The sequence below is a fragment of the Streptomyces sp. SAI-170 genome, assembly GCF_049739565.1.
Lineage (GTDB): Bacteria > Actinomycetota > Actinomycetes > Streptomycetales > Streptomycetaceae > Streptomyces.
The window spans coordinates 1,392,058-1,409,349 of sequence record NZ_JBMGQD010000001.1 but is presented as its reverse complement, the minus strand read 5'-3'; the positions used below and the strand labels follow the sequence as shown (position 1 = coordinate 1,409,349).

Sequence of the window (17,292 nt, the reverse complement as noted above, 5' to 3'; positions counted from 1 at the left end):
AAGTGGACCGGAATTGACAGCCGTTCGATCCAGTGTGTTCAGTGGTGCCCCCAGGTGACGACCGGACGCATCACGTACCGGGCCGCAAGATGAGGACGACAGACATGGACGCAGCTTCCAGGACGGCGGCAGCACGCCGCCCCCGGGGCCGCGTCCTGCCGCCCGCGACCCCGCTCGTCGCCGACCGCGCCGTCGACCTTCTGCGCGTCAGCAGCGCACTGTGTACCGCACCGGGCCGTGCCCGCCGCCGGGCCGTCTGACCGACCTCTCGGGTCGTCCGACCCGCCTGTCCACCCCCGGCCGCCCCGCACGCCCTGAACGAACACCGCCGAAGCGGTGTGCCGTCGCCCGCCCAGCCCCCGGTCCCGTGCGGTCCGCGCCCCCGTGCGCCACCACGCCGTACCGCCGTCCCGGCGTACCACCGTAGCCCCGCCCTCCCGGCGGGCTCCGCCATGGTGTCCCGCCGCGACGCCCGGGGTGTCCGACTCCGCTGGAGCCTCGCCATGAGTGAACCCCCAGGCGCCGCCGTGTCCCTCGCCCAGGCCGCGCCCGCCGCCCCCGCCCCCGAGCGTCCCCTCGCCGCACAGCGGGTGCTGCCGCTGCGCCGCCCCGGCCGCTGGATCGCCACCGCCGTCGTCCTCGTCCTGCTCGCCCAGTTCGTCCACGGCCTGGCGACCAACCCCTTCTACCAATGGGACCGGTTCCAGTACTGGTTCCTGCGCCCCGTCATCCTCGACGGCCTCCTCATCACCCTCGAAGTCGCCGCGCTCAGCGCCGTGTTGGGCCTCCTCGGCGGCATCCTGCTCGCCCTCGCCAGGCTGTCCGGCAGCCCGGTGCTGCGGGCGGTGAGCTGGACGTACACCTGGCTGTTCCGGTCGATCCCGCTGATCATCGTGCTGCTCTTCCTGTACAACTTCAGCGCGCTGTACCAGACCCTCAGCCTGGGCGTGCCCTTCGGCCCGGCGTTCTTCACCTTCGACGAGTCGCGCCTGGCCACCGATCTCGCGGTCGCGGTCGTCGGGCTCAGCCTCAATGAGGCGGCCTACGCCTCCGAGGTCGTACGCGGCGGCATCCTCTCCGTCGACCAGGGCCAGCACGAGGCGGCCGCCGCGCTGGGACTGCCCAAGGGCTACCAGTTCCGCAGGATCGTCCTGCCGCAGGCCCTGCGCTCGATCGTGCCGAACTACGTCAACCAGCTCATCGGCCTGATCAAGGCGACCTCGCTGGTGTTCTACGTGTCGCTGCTCGACCTGTTCGGCTCGGTGCAGACCATGGGCAGCACCTACCCCGGTGACATCGTGCCCCTGCTGCTGGTCGCCACCGTCTGGTACCTGCTCCTGACCAGCGCCGTCTCCGTCGTCCAGTACTACGTCGAGCGGTACTTCGCCCGCGGTGCCACCCGCAGCCTGCCGCCGACCCCGCTGCAGAAACTCCGCGCAGGCCTCGGTGAGCTGCGCGCCCGCGCCCGCAGGGAGGCCGCCGTATGACCGCCACCGCCCTCGAAGTGCACGACGTGCACAAGTGGTACGGCACCCAGCGCGTCCTGGACGGCATCGACCTCACCGTCCGCCCCGGCGAGGTCACCGTCATCCTCGGCCCGTCCGGGTCCGGCAAGTCGACGCTGCTGCGGGTGATCAACCACCTGGAGAAGCCCGAGATCGGCCATGTCAGCGTCGGCGGCGAGCTGATCGGCGTACGACGGCACGGCGGCCGGCTCAAGGAGCTGGGGGAGCGGGCCATCCTGGCCCAGCGCGGCCGGATCGGGTTCGTCTTCCAGAACTTCAACCTCTTCCCGCACCTGACCGTCCTCGACAACGTGGCCGCCGCGCCCGTCGCCACCGGACGGCTGTCCCGTCCGGCCGCCGAGCAGCTGGCCCGGGAACTCCTCGGCCGGGTCGGCCTCGCCGACCGCGCCGGCGCCTACCCCCGCCAGCTGTCCGGCGGACAGCAGCAGCGCGTCGCCATCGCCCGGGCGCTCGCGCTGCGGCCCGGGATCATCCTGTTCGACGAGCCGACCTCGGCGCTGGACCCCGAGCTGGTCGGTGAAGTCCTGGCCGTCATCAAGGACTTGGCGACCAGCGGCACCACCCTGCTCATCGTCACCCACGAGATCGGCTTCGCCCGCGAGGTCGCCGACCGGATCGTCTTCATCGACGGCGGCCGGATCGTCGAACAGGGCCCGCCCGAGCAGGTCCTCGACCACCCGCAGCACGAACGGACCCGCGACTTCCTCGCCAAGGTCCTCTGAACACCCACCGCGACAAGCACCAGAAAAGGAACACGCATGTTCTCGCGACGCACCCTCCTCCGCGGCCTCACCGCGGCGACCGCCGCCGCCACCCTCGCCACCGGCCTCACCGCCTGCGGAGGCGAGAGCGACGCCGCCACCACCACGGCCGACCCGGCCGGCACCGTCACCGTGGGGCGGCTGTCCAACGGCGCCGCGAAGGAGACCGCCCTGAAGGTCTCCGAGGTGAAGTCCATCAGCGCCCAGCTCCCCGAGGAGATCAGAAGGCGCGGCACCCTGGTCATCGGCTCGGGCACCCTGCCCTCCGGCAGCCCGCCTCTCGGCTTCGTCGGCGAGGACCAGAAGACCCTCACCGGCTCCGAGGTCGACCTCGCCCGCCTGGTGGCCGCCGTCCTCGGCCTCGAACCCGAGGTGCGGCGCTCCACCTGGGAGAACCTCTTCATCGGCCTCGACAGCGGAAAGGTCGACGTGGCGTTCTCCAACGTCACCGACACCGAGGAACGCAAGCGCAAGTACGAGTTCGCCTCCTACCGCAAGGACGACCTCGCCCTGGAGGTGAAGAAGGACGACACCTGGACCTTCGACGGCGACTACCACAGCCTCGCCGGCAAGACCGTCTCCGTCGGCAACGGCACCAACCAGGAGAAGATCCTCCTGGAGTGGAAGGCCAAGCTCGCCAAGGAGGGCAAGCCCCTCACGGTCAAGTACTTCCAGGAGACCAACAGCCTCTATCTGGCCCTGAACAGCGGCAAGATCGACGCCTACTTCGGCCCCAGCCCGAACCTCGCCTACCACGCGACGAAGACGGCCGGCACACCCCAGGCGACGCGGATCGCCGGCCAGTTCTCCGGCGCGGGCGAGACCCTCCAGGGACTGATCGCCGCGACCGCCAAGAAGGACAGCGGACTGGCGAAGCCGCTCGCCGCCGCCATCAACCACCTGATCGACAGCGGCGCCTACGCCAAGTGGCTCGCCGCCTGGAACCTCTCCAACGAGGCGGTCGCCAAGTCCGAGGTCAACCCGCCCGGCCTGCCGCTCACCAACTCCTGAGGCAACCGCTGAGGCACCTCCTGAGACAACCGCTCAGGCACCTCTGAGGCAATCCCTGAGGCACCTCCTGAGGCAACCCCTCAGGTCCGCAACGGAAGGCACCCCGATGTCCTCTGCGTCACCCCTGCACCTCGCCGTCGCCCTGGACGGCACCGGCTGGCACCCCGCCTCCTGGCGCGAACCGGTCGCCCGGCCCCGTGAGCTGTTCCGGGCGGGCTACTGGGCCGACCTCGTCACCGAGGCCGAGCGCGGCCTGCTCGACTTCGTCACCATCGAGGACGGCCTCGGCCCCCAGTCCTCCCACTTCCTCGACCCGGACGAGCGCACCGACCAGGTCCGCGGCCGGCTCGACGCCGTCCTGATCGCCTCCCGCGTGGCCCCGCTGACCTCGCACATCGGCCTGGTCCCGACGGTCGTCGCCACCCACACCGAGCCGTTCCACATCTCCAAGGCCGTCGCCACCCTCGACTACGTCAGCACCGGCCGCGCCGGCCTGCGCGTGCAGATCACCGCCCGTCCGAACGAGGCGGCCCACTTCGGCCGCCGCACCATCGCCCGCATCGAGAACTACGACGACCCGTCCGTGCCCGAACTCTTCGACGAGGCGGCCGACTACGTGGAAGTCGTCCGCCGGCTGTGGGACAGCTGGGAGGACGACGCCGAGATCCGGGACGTGGCCACCGGCCGCTTCATCGACCGCGGCAAACTGCACTACATCGACTTCGAGGGCCGCCACTTCAGCGTCAAGGGCCCCTCGATCACACCACGTCCCCCGCAGGGCCAGCCGCTCGTCACCGCCCTCGCCCACCAGACCGTGCCCTACCGGCTGGTCGCCCGCGCCGCCGACGTCGGCTATGTCACCCCGCACGACACCGCCCAGGCCCGCGCGATCGTGGCAGAGATCCGCGCCGAGCAGGAGGCGGCGGGGCGGGCGGACGAAACCCTGCACATCTTCGCCGACCTGGTCGTGTTCCTCGACGACACCGAGGCCGAGGCCGTCGCCCGCCGCGAGCGGCTCGACGCGCTCGCCGGCATCCCGTACGGCAGCGACGCCCGGGTCTTCACCGGGACGCCCGCCCAACTCGCTGATCTGGTGCAGGAGTTCCAGTCAGAGGGGCTGAGCGGGTTCCGGCTGCGGCCCGCCGTCGCCGGGCACGACCTGCCCGCGATCACCCGGCACCTGGTGCCCGAACTCCAGCGCCGGGGCGCCTTCCGCCGCGCCTACGAGGCGAACACCCTGCGCGGGCTGCTCGGCCTGCCGCGCCCCGCCAACCGCTACGCCGCAGCCTGAGCCGGAGGGAGACCGCACCACCATGAGCAAGAGCAAGCCGCAGAAGCAGATCCATCTCGCCGCCCACTTCCCCGGAGTCAACAACACCACCGTCTGGAGCGACCCGCGCGCCGGCAGCCACATCGAGTTCTCCTCCTTCGCCCACTTCGCGCGCACCGCCGAACGCGCCAAGTTCGACTTCCTGTTCCTCGCAGAGGGCCTGCGCCTGCGCGAACAGGGCGGGCAGATATACGACCTGGACGTGGTCGGCCGCCCCGACACCTTCACCGTGCTCGCCGCGCTCGCCGCCGTCACCGACCGCCTCGGCCTGACCGGCACCATCAACTCCACCTTCAACGAGCCCTACGAGGTCGCCCGCCAGTTCGCCAGCCTCGACCACCTCTCCGACGGCCGCTCCGCCTGGAACGTCGTCACCTCCTGGGACGCCTTCACCGGCGAGAACTTCCGCCGCGGCGGCTTCCTGCCGCAGGAGGAGCGCTACTCGCGCGCCAAGGAGTTCCTCGCCACCGCGAACGAACTCTTCGACTCCTGGCACGGCGACGAGATCCTCGCCGACCAGGCCACCGGCGCCTTCCTCAGCGACGCCAAGGCAGGCGCCTTCGTCCACACCGGCAAGCACTTCGACATCCACGGCCGCTTCAACGTCCCGCGCTCCCCGCAGGGCCGCCCCGTGATCTTCCAGGCGGGCGACTCCGAGGAGGGCCGCGAGTTCGCCGCGTCCAGCGCCGACGCCATCTTCAGCCGCTACGCCCAGTTCGACGCGGGACGCGCCTTCTACACGGACGTGAAGTCCCGCCTCGCCAAGTACGGCCGCCGGCCCGACCAGTTGCTCATCCTGCCCGCCGCGAGCTTCGTCCTCGGCGACACCGACACGGAGGCCGAGGAACTCGCCCGCGAGGTGCGCAGGCAGCAGGTCAGCGGGGCCACCGCCCTCAAGCACCTGGAGTTCGTCTGGAACCGGGACCTCTCCTCGTACGACCCGGAGGGCCCGCTGCCCGACATCGACCCCGATCCCGGCGAGCACCACATCGCGCGGGGCCGCGCCCAGGTGCGGATGTACCGGGACCCGGTCGCCACCGCGCGGGAGTGGCGGGAGCTGGCCGAGGCAAACAAGTGGTCGATCCGAGACCTGGTCATCGAGACCGGCAACCGGCAGAACTTCGTCGGCAGTCCCGCCACGGTCGCGCAGACCATCAACGACTACGTCCAGGCCGACGCGAGCGACGGGTTCATCCTCGTGCCCCACATCACCCCGGGCGGCCTCGACGAGTTCGCCGACAAGGTCGTCCCGCTGCTCCAGGAGCAGGGCGTCTTCCGCGCCGACTACGAGGGCACGACCCTGCGCGACCACCTGGGCCTCGCCCACCCCGACGAGGTGGCCGACCGCCGGGCGGCGTCATGAAGTTCCTCGCCATCACCCTGATCGTCCACCGCCCCGACCCGGTCACCGGAGTTCTGAAGTCCACCCAGGACCGTTTCCGCGAGGTCCTGGACAACGCGCTGCTCGCGGAGGAACTCGGCTTCGACGGCTTCGGCGTGGGGGAGCGGCACGAACGCCCCTTCATCTCTTCCTCACCGCCGGTCGTCCTCAGCCACATAGCCGCCCTGACCAGACGTATCCGCTTGTTCACCGCGGTGACCACCCTCAGCCTGCTCGACCCGGTGCGTGCCTTCGAGGACTACGCCACCCTCGACCATCTCTCCGGCGGCCGCCTGGAGCTGATCATCGGCAAGGGCAACGGCTCCGCGCAGCGCGAGCTGTTCCAGGTCACGCCCGAGGACCAGTGGGAGCGCAACGCCGAGAGCTACGAGGTGTTCCGGCGGCTGTGGCGCGAGGACAAGGTCACCGCGCAGACCCGGTTCCGCCCGCCGCTGAAGGACGCCGAGGCCTGGCCGCGCCCCTACCAGCGGCCGGTGCGGGTGTGGCACGGCAGCGCCACCAGCCGGGAGTCGGTCGACCTCGCCGCCCGCTACGGCGACCCGCTGTTCTCGGCGAACGTCACCCATCCCATCGAGCCGTACGCCGAGTTGATCGCGTACTACCGCGAACGCTGGGCGCACTACGGCCACGACCCGGCCGGTCTCGCGGTCGGCGCGGGCACGGCCGGGCTGTACGTGGCACGGACCTCGCAGGAGGCGGCCGAGACCTACCGGCCGGTCTTCGAGAGCAACCTCGCCTTCCAGCGGCGGCACGGACTGCCCGTCGTCTTCGAGACCCTGGAGGACTTCGTCGAGCGGAGCTCGGCGCTGATCGGCAGCCCGCAGCAGGTCGTCGACAAGGTGCACCGCTACCACGAGCGGTTCGGGCACACCGTGCTGCATCTACACGCCGACGCCAGTGGCCTGACGGACACTCAGCACCGCGACTCCCTGGGCCTGTTCCAGTCGGAAGTGGCCCCCGTCCTGCGGCGCTCCATCCCCGACCCGCCCTTCGCCTGGGAGCCGGTGCTGCCGAGTACGGAGAAGGAGCGCGCTCATGTCTGAGATCCCCCTCGGCGTCCTCGACCTCGTCCCCATCTCCTCGGGCTCGACCGCAGCGGACGCCCTGCGCAACTCCATCGACCTGGCGCGGCAGGCCGAGCGCCTGGGCTACGCCCGCCACTGGTTCGCCGAGCACCACCTCAACCCGGGCGTGGCGGGGACGTCCCCGGCGGTCCTCCTCGCGCTGACGGCCGCCGCGACCTCCACGATCCGGCTCGGCTCGGGCGCCGTCCAGCTCGGGCACCGCACCGCGCTCAGCACGGTGGAGGAGTTCGGCCTGATCGACGCCCTGCACCCGGGCCGCCTGGACCTCGGCCTCGGCCGCTCGGGCGGCCGGCCGGCCCCCGCCCCGCCCGGGGACAGCCCCCGGCACGCGCCGAACGGCCTGCTCCTCCCGCCCCGCTTCTCCTTCGAGCACCTGCTCGGCTCCCCGCGGATCGCCCTCCAGCGCAGGCTGCTCCTGCAACCCGGGGCCGAACCGCAGGACTACGCCGAGCAGATCGACGACCTCCTCGCCCTGCTCGCCGGCACCTACCGCTCACCGGAGGGCGTCGAGGCGCACGTCGTGCCAGGGGAGGGCGCCGAGATCGAGGTGTGGATCCTGGGCAGCAGCGGCGGACCGAGCGCGGAGACCGCGGGCGCGCGCGGAGTGCGGTTCGCGGCGAACTACCACGTCAGCCCGGCCACCGTCCTGGAGGCCGTGGACGCCTACCGGGCGCACTTCAAGCCCTCCGCCGTCCTCGACTCGCCCTACGTCAGCGTCTCCGCGGACGTCGTCGTGGCCGAGGACGACGACCGGGCCCGCGAACTCGCCACCGGCTACGGGCTGTGGGTGCGCAGCATCCGCACCGCCGAGGGCGCGATCCCCTTCCCGACCCCCGAGGAGGCCCGGGCGTACGAGTGGAGCGACGAGGACCGGGCCCTGGTGCAGGACCGGGTCGACACCCAGTTCACGGGCTCACCGGCCACGGTCGCCGACCGGCTGGAGCAGCTTCAGGAGGCCACGGGCGCCGACGAACTCCTCGTCACCACGATCACCCACGACCACGCCGACCGCGTCCGCTCCTACGAGCTGCTCGCCGAGGAGTGGGCGCGCCGCGGACACTCGGGACGTCCCTGACGCGCGGAAGCCCCGCACCTCCCTCGTAGTGCGGGGTTTCCGCTCGCAGCCGGGGATTTTCGCCTCCCTCCCCCGAAGGTGACGAAAATCCCCGGCCGCCCCCCGGTGCCGGACTGTGGCTCCTGCGTGCGGTGTGTCACCAGCACATGACGGCGGTCTCGCCCGGACCCCAGCCGGAGTACAGCCGGGCCCTGACGAAGTAGCGGCGCCCCTTGACCAGCCGGGATCCGATCCTGGCGTTGCGCGGGGTGCCGCCGTCGTCGTCGCCCGCGAGATAGCGGGGCTCCCCGTCCCGCTCCTCGAACAGCACGACGACGGTGTCGCAGTCACCGAACGCGGCGACCGTGTACTCGCGGGTCTCGGCCGGCTCGACGGTGAAGTCGGCCTGCTCGCCGGGGCCGAGGCGCAGCGGCGCGGAACGGAACGGCACCAGCGCCGGCGGGCGCGGCGCGTCCAGCGGCGGATACCAGCGCAGCGCGAACTCCTTGTCCAGCGGCGACAGCGTCCCGGGCGGGTTGAGCCCGCCGCGGAACTCCTCCGGCTCCAGGATCAGCCCCGGCGGGAACGGATACTCCATGATCGACTGCGGGTCCCACACCGCGCGGTTGACCTCCGCGGGGTCCAGCTTGCGCAGGATGTTGAAGTGTGTGGTCTCCCGGCTCCAGAAGTTCGGCGGGCCCGCCAGCTCGTCGTAGACGGCCTCGTCGTCCCAGTGGATGCCGGCGCACGGGCTCTGGTGCTCGTGCAGCATGCCCAGCGCGTGCCCGATCTGGTGCAGGGCCGTGGCACGCTCGCCGGGCGCGGTGAGGTCCCAGCCGAAGTTCATCGTGCGGTCGTTGATGCCGACGCGCAGCGCGCCCTTGCCGATCGACGACCAGGAGCCGTCGCCGAGCTGGAACCCGATGCGCAGCTCCGCCTCCGAACGGTCGGAGACCTCCACGAAGGACAGCCCGATCCCGAGGTCGCGCCACTCGCGGAACGCGGCGCGCACCACGTCCCGTTGCTTCTCGGAGCCGACCCAGGACACCCGCCGGGTCTCGGTGGAGCCGGGCAGGTGGATGACGGAGGCGTCGTGGTCGCCGTCGAAGAAGTAGTAGTGCAGGACCGTGCCGTTGACCCACATCGGCCGGCCGCCGACGAGCGCGCTCAGCCGTTCGGCGGCCAGCCCCGGGGTGAAGGCGGGGGCCGGCGCCTGCGCGAGTGAGCAGTAGCGTCCGGTCATGGCAGCAGCCTGCCCCCCGGCCGCCGCCGGGCGCCTGAGTCGGGGTCTACTCAAGTCGCCCTGTATCAGGGGTGAGTACGCCGACTCCCGTTACCGTGACGACTTTCGAGACCGTGACGCCCTTCGAGACCGCCGTGCCGCCCGTCGGGACGGGGACGGTGACGCCTACCGGGACGGGGACGCTGACCGAGTCGGTGACGCCCGCCGGGACGGGGACGCCTGTCGAGACGGTGACGCCTTTCGGGCGGGGTGCCAAGGCCCTGGAGCCGGTGCGCTGGCCGTTCACCGGCCGGGAGGAGGAACTGGAGCTGGTCCGGCGGTCCTTGACGGCCGTCCGGCACGGCATCGTGGTGACCGGACCGGCCGGCTGCGGCAAGACCCGGCTGGTCGAGGAGGCCGTCCGGGGCGCGGACCGCGCCCGGGTCGCGGGCACGCCCGGCACCCGCGAGACGCCGTTCGCCGCGTTCGCCCACCTGCTGCCCGAGTCCGTCACCCAGCACCGCGCCCTGCACCTGCTGTCCGGCGTACGGCTGCTCGTCGTCGACGACGCCCATCTGCTCGACGACGCCTCCGCCGCGCTCGTCCACCAGCTCGCCCTGCACGCCCGGACCCGGCTGGTCGTCGTCGCCACCGACGGGGTGCCCGCACCCGGTGCCGTACGGCGGCTGTGGACCGGCGAGCTGCTGCCCCGGCTGGAGCTGGAGCCGCTGCCCCGCGAGGAGGCCGACCGGCTCGTCACCGCCGCCGCGGGAGGTCCCGTCGAGCCCCTCACCGCGCGCCGGCTGCACCGCCTGTGCGCGGGTGACCTGCGGCTGCTGCGCGACCTGCTGGGCGCGGTGGAGGAGCGGGGGCTCCTCGTCGCCGACCCGGACACCGGGGCACGCGCCTGGCACGGACCGCTCCCGCTGACCCCCGCCGTCCACGAGCGCGCCGCGGCCGTCCTGGACCGCACCGACCCCGCCGAGCGGGCGACCCTGGAGCGGCTGGCCTTCGCCGAACCCCTGCCGCTCGACGCCGCCGACTGCGACCTGGGCGCCCTGGAACGCCTGGAGTCCGAGGGCCTGATCCTCGTCATGGACGACCCGCGCACCCCGGACGCCGTGCGCCTCGCCCACCCCCTGCACGGCCCCGCCCTGCGCGCCGCGGCCGGCCGTCTGCGTGCCCGCCGCCTCGCCGGTACGTCGGAGGAGACCGGCCTCGCCCTCAAGACCGAGGCGGCCACGCTGGAACGGCGCATCGAGGAGGCCGACGTACGCGACCTGCCCACACCCGCGGGGGACTGGCTCACCGAGTCCGGCATCCCTGTCCCCGCCCCCTACGCGGCCGTACGCGCCCGCTTCTGCCGCCTCCGCGGCGAACTCCACGAGGCCGCGGCCTGGTCCCGCCTGGCCCTCCGGCACACCCCGGAGGACGAGGCGTGCCTACTCGAACTCGCCCTGAGCACAGCGCAGTCGGGCGACCTCGTCGGCCATGACACGGGCTGGCCGGCCAGCCCTCGTGCGCACGCGCGCTCCTCGCGGAGCGAGCGAGACGACGAGGCCCCGACGGCCCGTCGCCCGCACCGCGTGCCGCGGGGCGCGAGGGCGGAGGACAGGCCGGCCACCGGGGCCGAGCAGCTCGGCGTCGAGCCCACTGGCGCCCTGCGTGGCGATCGGGCTGCTGCCGGGGCTGTGCAGGGCCCCGCCGCGCGCGGCGGCGGCCTGTCCGGCGATGTGCCGCCTGCCGCGGCCACGGACGTGCGCGCCGAACCCACCGGCGCCCTGCCCGGCGACCGGTCTGTCGCCGGGGCCGCGCAGCACCCCGCGGGGCGCGCCGACTTGCCGCCTGCCGAGGCCGCGCAGCTCCACGCCGAACCCGCCGGCGCACCGCCCGGCGACCGGCCGCCCGCCGCCGATGCCATCGCGGATGCCCAACACCCCGCCCCGCGCGGCGTCCTTGAAGGCCCGGCCCCCGGCCGTCTCCCTTCCGCCGCTGCCGTCTGGTTCGCTGCCGCCCAGGGCGACCTCGACGGCGCGCTCGCCGCGCTCGGCGACGACCGGCCCTATGACGCCGTACGACTCGGTGCGCCGGAGCGGGCGCTCGGAGTGCTGCCCGCCGGTGGGGTGTTCGCCGCTCATGCCGAGGCGCTCGCGCGGGGGGACGGGCCCGCGCTCGACCGGGTGGCCGAGGCGCTGCGGGAGCGGGGGTTCGTGCTGTTCGCGGCCGAGGCACACGCACAGGCGGCCCGGGTGCACCGGGACCCGCTCGCGGCGCGCACCGCGCGGACCCGGGCCGTCGCCCTGGCACGCCGCTGCCAGGGGGCCCGTACCCCGGCCCTGACCGGGCTGGTGCTCGGCGAACTCACCGCGCGCCAGCGGCAGATCGTCACACTGGCAGCGGCGGGCCTGAGCAACCGGCAGATCGCCGAGCGCCTCACCCTGTCCGTGCGGACGGTCGGCAATCACCTCTACGGCGCCTACACCCGCCTCGGCGGCGACCGCAGGACCCTGCCCTGCCTGGTGGCCGAGCCGGACTCCAAGTCGGCTTGACCCGCGGTGACTTCACGCCGCGCCGAACGCCGTGAACGCCCACCCCGTCGCCTGGTGCACCGCGTCGTCCGGTACGGCGGCGCGGGCGTCGCGCAGGGCCTCGGCCAGGGACAGCCCGGCGGCGAGGCCCTTGTGCAGGGCCAGCATCAGGGGCACGACGGCCTCGTCGTTGACGGGCGCGCTGCACGCCACCACGCCCGCGGTGCCCAGCGGCAGCAACGCCGTGACGAGTCCGAGGAGTTCGTCGGCGCCGACGGACGCGAAGCGGGCGGTGTCGCAGCAGGACAGGATGATCCGGTACGGGCTGCGGTCGAGGCGCTCGAAGTCGTGGACGACGATGGGCCCGTCGGCCATCCGCAGCGAGGAGAACAGCGGGCTGTCCACCCGGAACGCCCCGTGCGCGGCGATGTGCGCCAGCGCCGCCCCGTCCAGCTCCTGAAGCACCCGCGGCGCCCGCGCCTCGTCGTCCTCCAGGACGGTCGGGGAACCGTACCGGCCCACCAGTTCGGGCACTTCCGCGCCGCCCGTGGCCAGCCCTGGACCGCGTACCAGGACATGCCGCCCGCCCGGCGGCGGCGCGGTCTCATGGGCCCGCAGCCAGCTGGTCGCGGACGGCGACACGCTCAGCACCCGGTCCCGTAGCGACGGCAGCAGCGCCCACGGCACCCGGTGCAGCCGCCCCGGCGGGACCACCACGACCGGCCCGCCGCCCAGATACGCGGCCGCCGGACCCAGCAGCAGCTCCTCCAGGCGCCGACCCATGGCCTCGACCAGCGGCAGCCGCGCCTCCGCCCCGGGATGCGCGAGCCGCCGCAGCCCGGCCTGCACATGCTCGGCCTCGGACTCGGCCTGCGCCAGCGGCCCCGCCTCGAAACGGCGCACCCGTCCGCCGCCGCACAGCAGCACATGCACCCGGCCGTCCACCACCGCCAGCTCCAGCAGCCGGGAATCGCCGAGCGCCGCCAGCAGCCGGCCCGTGTCGAACCGGTCCCCGTCTCCGGGCGAGTCCCCGCGGATGTGCAGGGTGCGGGAGCGGATCTCCCGCTCCAGGCGCCGCTGTTCACGCTCCAGCGCCGGCACCGGACGCCCCTCCATACGGGCCGCGTCCGCACGGGCCGCGATCTCCCGGAAAGCGGTCAGCCCGCTCTGCAGGGCGGGGTCGGCCGGCGGCCGGGTCGGCGGCGCCGACAGCGCGGTCGCCCGCCAGCGCTCGCTCCACTCCAGGAGCCGCCGTGACCCGCCCGCCGCCAGCGAGGCCCGCTGCGCCAGCGCCGCCAGCTCCGCGCCCTGCTCCGACGCCCGCGCCCTGAGCTCCGAGGCGCCCAGCGTCATCCGATGGTCGTCGAGTACGGCCAGACCACGCCGGCACGCCTGAAGGACACCCCGCCCCGACCCGGCCGCCTGCGCGCGCAGCGCCTGCGCCGCCCAGCCGGTGATCCGCGCCAGCGGAGGCCCGGCGTGTCTGCTGCGCGCGGCCACCGCAAGATGCCGCTCCGCGTCCGCCCGCCAGCCCAGCGCCAGCGCGATCCGGCCCGCGAGCAGCGAGGCCTCCGGCGCCGCCGGAGCCTTGAAGGACGCCAGGCGCTCGGCCACAGCGGCCGCGTCCGCCACCAGCCGGCCCGAACGCCGCCCGGCCGCCACCCGCGCCTCGATCAGCACCAGTTGGGCGTGCGTCTCCCACCAGGTGCGCCGCTGCCCGGCGAACAGCCGTACCGCCAGCGCCGCGCGGGCTATCGCCGTGTGCGGGTCACCGGCGAGCCGTGCCGCGCGGGCCGCCGCCAGCAGCAGCTCCGCCTTGCGGGTCGACTGGCCGCCGATGCCGTCCAGCGCCGCGATCGCCGCGTCCGCCTCCGCGAGCGCCTCCGGCGCGAGGCCCGCCGCCATCAGCACCTCGCAGCGGCGGATGTTCAGCATGAACGTCGGTGTGCCCAGCGCCGCGTACCGGCCCTCGGCCTCGTCGAGCAGCCGCAGCGCCGCCGGGATGTCCCCGGCGCGGAACGCCGCCAGGCCACGGCTCTCCACCGCGTCGGCCTTGTCGTGCTCCTGGCCGGTGGTGTCCCACAGCGCCTCCGCCGCCGTGAAGTCCGCCTCCGCCCGGTCCACCGCGCCCAGCGCCAGATGCACCGTCGCCCGCAGGGTGAGCGCCCGCGCCGTCCAGATCGTGTCGTCCGCCTGCCGCAGCACCGGGATCGCCCGCCGTACGTCCTCCAGGGCCTGCCGGTGCTGCCCCAGCACCCACCAGGCGTACGCCCTGCGGTACAGCACCCGCGCCCGCGTGTGCCCGCTGCCGCGCAGCACGCCCCGCTCGAACGCGGTGAGCCCCTGCCGAGTGCGCCCCGCGTGCACCAACGCGACCCCGAGCGTGCCCAGTACGTCCGCCTCCCGCTCGGCGGAGTCCGCGCGCGCCGCGCAGTCCCGGGCCCGCCGCAGATGGTGCAGGGCGAGCCGCAGATCGCCGAAGTCGCGCTGCCAGATGCCGATCACCTGATGGGCCACGGAGGCGTGCAGGGGCGAGGCGTCGGTCCCCAGCACGCTCCGGGCCCGCGCCAGCGCCTCGTTCGGGGCGGCGAACACCATCGGCAGCAGTTCCAGCACCGAGTCGCTTCCCGCTGTCACGCAACGGATGCTAGTCGCCACGGAACCGCATCACACGGGTCGGGGTCTGTATCAGGCAACGATCCCGCGGCTCTGTCTGACGACCGTTGCCCCACCGGGAGGACCCGCCATGGCACCACAGCGATTCCACGAGCAGTTCGACCAGATCCAGCGCTCGCTGCCGGACGTCCCCCTCGCCCTGGGGCCCGACGACTCCGCCGAGTTCATCTACGAGAAGGGCGTCGTCCTCGCCCGTGACGGCGAGGAGGCCCGCATCGTCGAGGACGTCGTGCGCGCCCACTTCACCGAGAACCCGGCGCTGACCGCCGACACCGTGCGCCGGGCGAGCCGGGAGGCCAACCGCTCCGGCATCACCCGCATCCAGGTCGGCGACCCCCGCCAGGGCGTCCGGGGCGCGGACCAGGAGGTCGCCGCCGCGATGCGCGCCGTGCGGCAGGCCGAGGGCCGCGCCGGACGCCGGCTGATCAGCCGTAACCACGTCGTCTCCATCGCGGTCAACGCCTGCCCCGGCGACGAACCCGTGCCCGTCCCGCGCACCGAGGCCCCCAACCCCGGCCTGGACACCAGCCGTTACGACCCCGAGACGGCCGTCGGCGTCCTCGTCGTCGACACCGGCCTGATGCACGACTACCGCTCCTACCCGCCCCTCGTGCACACCGAGGGCGACGCCCAGCTCAGGGAGACCGACGACCAGGGCGTCCTGCAGCAGTACGTCGGCCACGGCACCTTCATAGCCGGGCTCGTCGCCGCCGTCGCGCCCAACACCGAGATCACGGTGAGCAACGCGCTCACCGACGCGGGCGCCATCCTGGAGTCCGAATTCGGCGAGAAACTCTTCGAGGCCGTCGACCGCGGCGGCTGGCCCGACATCCTCAGCCTCTCCGCCGGCACCTCCAACGGCCGCACCGACGGCCTGCTCGGCATCGAGAACTTCATGCTCGAACTCAAGCAGCGGCGCACCCTGCTGGTCGCCTGCGCCGGCAACAACGCCAGCGCCACGCCCTTCTGGCCCGCCGCCTACGCGGGACTGCCCGACTTCGAGGACGTCGTGCTGTCCGTCGGAGCCCTGCGCGGCGACGGCGAGTTCGGCGCCTGCTTCTCCAACCACGGCTCCTGGGTGCGCGCGTACGCCCCCGGCGAGCGCCTGACCAGCGCCCTCACCGGCTTCACCACCCCCGTGCCGTACGTCTACCAGCACTCCACCTACGACGCCTGCCGCTACGGCTTCACCTACGCCTGCACCTGCCAGGCCCCCAGCCACACCGGCGTGCTGACGGAGGGGCAGAGCGGCGGTTCCGGCAAGGCCGACCAGGTCATGTTCGAGGGATTCGCCAGCTGGAGCGGCACCTCCTTCGCCGCCCCGGTCGTCGCCGGGATGATCGCCGCCCATATGACCGCCCACAAGGAGACCGACCCGCGCGCTGCCCGTCGGCAACTGCTCGCCGCGAACACCGAGTTCGCGGAGGTGCGCGGGGCGCACGTGCCGGCGCTGCGGCCTGCCGGCTGGCGCCCGGTGCCGGTCACGGCCTCGTGATGAGCACCTACGTAGAGACGAGGATCGGAGCATGCCCCTCCACGGCGTACGATGACATGCCGTACACGAGGGGTGGGGCCGTGGACCGTGCAGATGTCGGCGCGCTCGTCCAGTCCGCCGTCGAGGGTGACACGGCGGCCTGGAAAGCGCTGGTGGAAGGGCTGAGCCCGCTGGTGTGGTCGGTGGTGCGCGCCCACCGGCTGTCCGACGCCGACGCCCACGAGGTCTACCAGACGGTGTGGTTCCGCTTCGCCCAGCATCTGGGCCGGCTGCGGGAACCGGACAAGGCGGGCTCCTGGCTCGCCAGCACCGCACGGCACGAGAGCCTGAAGGTCATCAAGAGCCTCAAGCGGCTCACGCCCACCGACGACCCGCAGCTCCTGGACCGGGTCAGCGAGGACCGTACACCCGAGCAGTCCGTTCTCGACTCCGAGGAGGCGGCCGCCGAGACCGAGCGGATCCGCTGCATGTGGCAGGAGTTCGAGGCGCTCGGCGACCGCTGCAGGCAACTGCTGCGGGTGCTCATGGCCTCGCCGCCACCGACCTACCAGGAGGTGTCCGCGGCCCTCGGCATCGCCGTGGGCTCCATCGGACCGCTGCGCCAGCGCTGTCTGCGGCGGCTGCGCGCCCGAATCGACGCACGGGGAGCGCTGTGAACCACTTCGACGCCGACGACAACGGCAACGACTTCGACGACGAGCCCTTCAACGAGGACTCCTTCGACACCGGCCCGCTGGAGGAGGAGCTGCGCCGCGCCGCGGCCGTCCTCGACCCGGTGCCGGCCGAGCTGCGCAGGGTCGCGGTGGAGGCCTACTTCCTGCACGACCTCGACGCGCAGATCGCCGAGCTGACCTTCGACTCGCTGGTCGACGCCATCCCGGTGAGAGGAGTGGCCGACCCGCCGCGGATGCTGACCTTCCGGGCGGGCGAGCTGACCGTGGACGTGGAGGTGAGCGGCGAGGGCCTGATGGGGCAGGTGCTGCCGCCCCAGCCGGCCGGCATCGAGGTCCTCGGCGGAGTGCAGCCGGCCGCGCCGACCGCCCTCGCCGCCGACGACATGGGCCGCTTCGCCAGCGACACGACCCCGTCGGGGCCCTTCGCGCTGCGGCTGCGGGCCGGCGGACAGGTGGTCGTCACCGAGTGGCTGCGCGCCTGACACACCAGGCCGCACCCGACCTCCCGGGTCGCACCTGACGCACCAG

The 17,292-nt window shown here is 73.4% G+C and carries 14 protein-coding genes; 12 read left to right on the top strand and 2 right to left on the bottom strand.

Features of this window, described 5'->3' with window-relative positions:
* Positions 1 to 104: 104 nt before the first annotated feature.
* From RKD23_RS06450 to RKD23_RS06415, 8 genes are all read left to right on the top strand, one after another.
* Positions 105 to 260 (top strand): hypothetical protein, encoded by a 156-nt coding sequence (locus RKD23_RS06450; protein WP_424852755.1) that lies wholly within the window; start codon positions 105 to 107, stop codon positions 258 to 260.
* Between the two features lie 243 nt (positions 261 to 503).
* A complete protein-coding gene (locus RKD23_RS06445) occupies positions 504 to 1,487 on the top strand; it encodes an amino acid ABC transporter permease (protein ID WP_424852754.1) in 984 nt (327 codons plus the stop codon).
* Complete coding sequence (locus RKD23_RS06440; RefSeq protein WP_404031601.1) at positions 1,484 to 2,248, top strand: amino acid ABC transporter ATP-binding protein; 765 nt, start codon at positions 1,484 to 1,486, stop codon at positions 2,246 to 2,248. The genes RKD23_RS06445 and RKD23_RS06440 overlap by 4 nt, the downstream gene beginning before the upstream one ends.
* A gap of 36 nt (positions 2,249 to 2,284) precedes the next feature.
* Positions 2,285 to 3,298 carry an ABC transporter substrate-binding protein gene (locus RKD23_RS06435; protein ID WP_424852753.1) on the top strand — a complete coding sequence of 338 codons (1,014 nt, stop codon included), beginning with the start codon at positions 2,285 to 2,287 and terminating at the stop codon, positions 3,296 to 3,298.
* Positions 3,299 to 3,404: 106 nt separating this feature from the next.
* On the top strand, positions 3,405 to 4,589 hold the full coding sequence (locus RKD23_RS06430) for an LLM class flavin-dependent oxidoreductase (protein WP_424852752.1): 1,185 nt from the start codon (positions 3,405 to 3,407) through the stop codon (positions 4,587 to 4,589).
* A gap of 22 nt (positions 4,590 to 4,611) precedes the next feature.
* Positions 4,612 to 5,991: an NtaA/DmoA family FMN-dependent monooxygenase gene (locus RKD23_RS06425; RefSeq protein ID WP_424852751.1), complete on the top strand. Its 1,380-nt coding sequence runs from the start codon at positions 4,612 to 4,614 to the stop codon at positions 5,989 to 5,991.
* A complete protein-coding gene (locus tag RKD23_RS06420) occupies positions 5,988 to 7,073 on the top strand; it encodes an LLM class flavin-dependent oxidoreductase (protein WP_424852750.1) in 1,086 nt (361 codons plus the stop codon). The genes RKD23_RS06425 and RKD23_RS06420 overlap by 4 nt, the downstream gene beginning before the upstream one ends.
* A complete protein-coding gene (locus RKD23_RS06415; protein WP_424852749.1) occupies positions 7,066 to 8,190 on the top strand; it encodes an MsnO8 family LLM class oxidoreductase in 1,125 nt (374 codons plus the stop codon). The genes RKD23_RS06420 and RKD23_RS06415 overlap by 8 nt, the downstream gene beginning before the upstream one ends.
* Positions 8,191 to 8,326: 136 nt before the next feature.
* On the opposite strand, the gene RKD23_RS06410 is transcribed toward RKD23_RS06415, so the two are convergent.
* Positions 8,327 to 9,412 (bottom strand): M12 family metallopeptidase, encoded by a 1,086-nt coding sequence (locus RKD23_RS06410; RefSeq protein WP_424852748.1) that lies wholly within the window; start codon positions 9,410 to 9,412, stop codon positions 8,327 to 8,329.
* 230 nt (positions 9,413 to 9,642) lie between these two features.
* Between RKD23_RS06410 and RKD23_RS06405 the strand changes: the two genes are divergently transcribed.
* Entirely contained in the window at positions 9,643 to 11,940 is a 2,298-nt protein-coding gene (locus RKD23_RS06405; protein WP_424858180.1) for a LuxR C-terminal-related transcriptional regulator, read from the top strand.
* 12 nt (positions 11,941 to 11,952) lie between these two features.
* Here the strand turns inward: RKD23_RS06405 and RKD23_RS06400 are convergent, their stop codons facing one another.
* Positions 11,953 to 14,517 (bottom strand): CHAT domain-containing protein, encoded by a 2,565-nt coding sequence (locus tag RKD23_RS06400; RefSeq protein WP_424858179.1) that lies wholly within the window; start codon positions 14,515 to 14,517, stop codon positions 11,953 to 11,955.
* A gap of 148 nt (positions 14,518 to 14,665) precedes the next feature.
* On the opposite strand from RKD23_RS06400, the gene RKD23_RS06395 reads away from it, so the two are divergent.
* Genes RKD23_RS06395 through RKD23_RS06385 form a run of 3 tightly spaced genes read left to right on the top strand, consistent with a single transcriptional unit; the run spans position 14,666 to position 17,246 of the window.
* Positions 14,666 to 16,090 carry a S8/S53 family peptidase gene (locus tag RKD23_RS06395; protein ID WP_424852747.1) on the top strand — a complete coding sequence of 475 codons (1,425 nt, stop codon included), beginning with the start codon at positions 14,666 to 14,668 and terminating at the stop codon, positions 16,088 to 16,090.
* A 56-nt stretch (positions 16,091 to 16,146) separates the two neighbouring features.
* Positions 16,147 to 16,746 carry an RNA polymerase sigma factor gene (locus RKD23_RS06390; RefSeq protein WP_424852746.1) on the top strand — a complete coding sequence of 200 codons (600 nt, stop codon included), beginning with the start codon at positions 16,147 to 16,149 and terminating at the stop codon, positions 16,744 to 16,746.
* Positions 16,743 to 17,246, top strand: a complete 504-nt coding sequence (locus tag RKD23_RS06385) for a hypothetical protein (RefSeq protein WP_424852745.1) — start codon at positions 16,743 to 16,745, stop codon at positions 17,244 to 17,246. The genes RKD23_RS06390 and RKD23_RS06385 overlap by 4 nt, the downstream gene beginning before the upstream one ends.
* Positions 17,247 to 17,292: the final 46 nt, after the last annotated feature.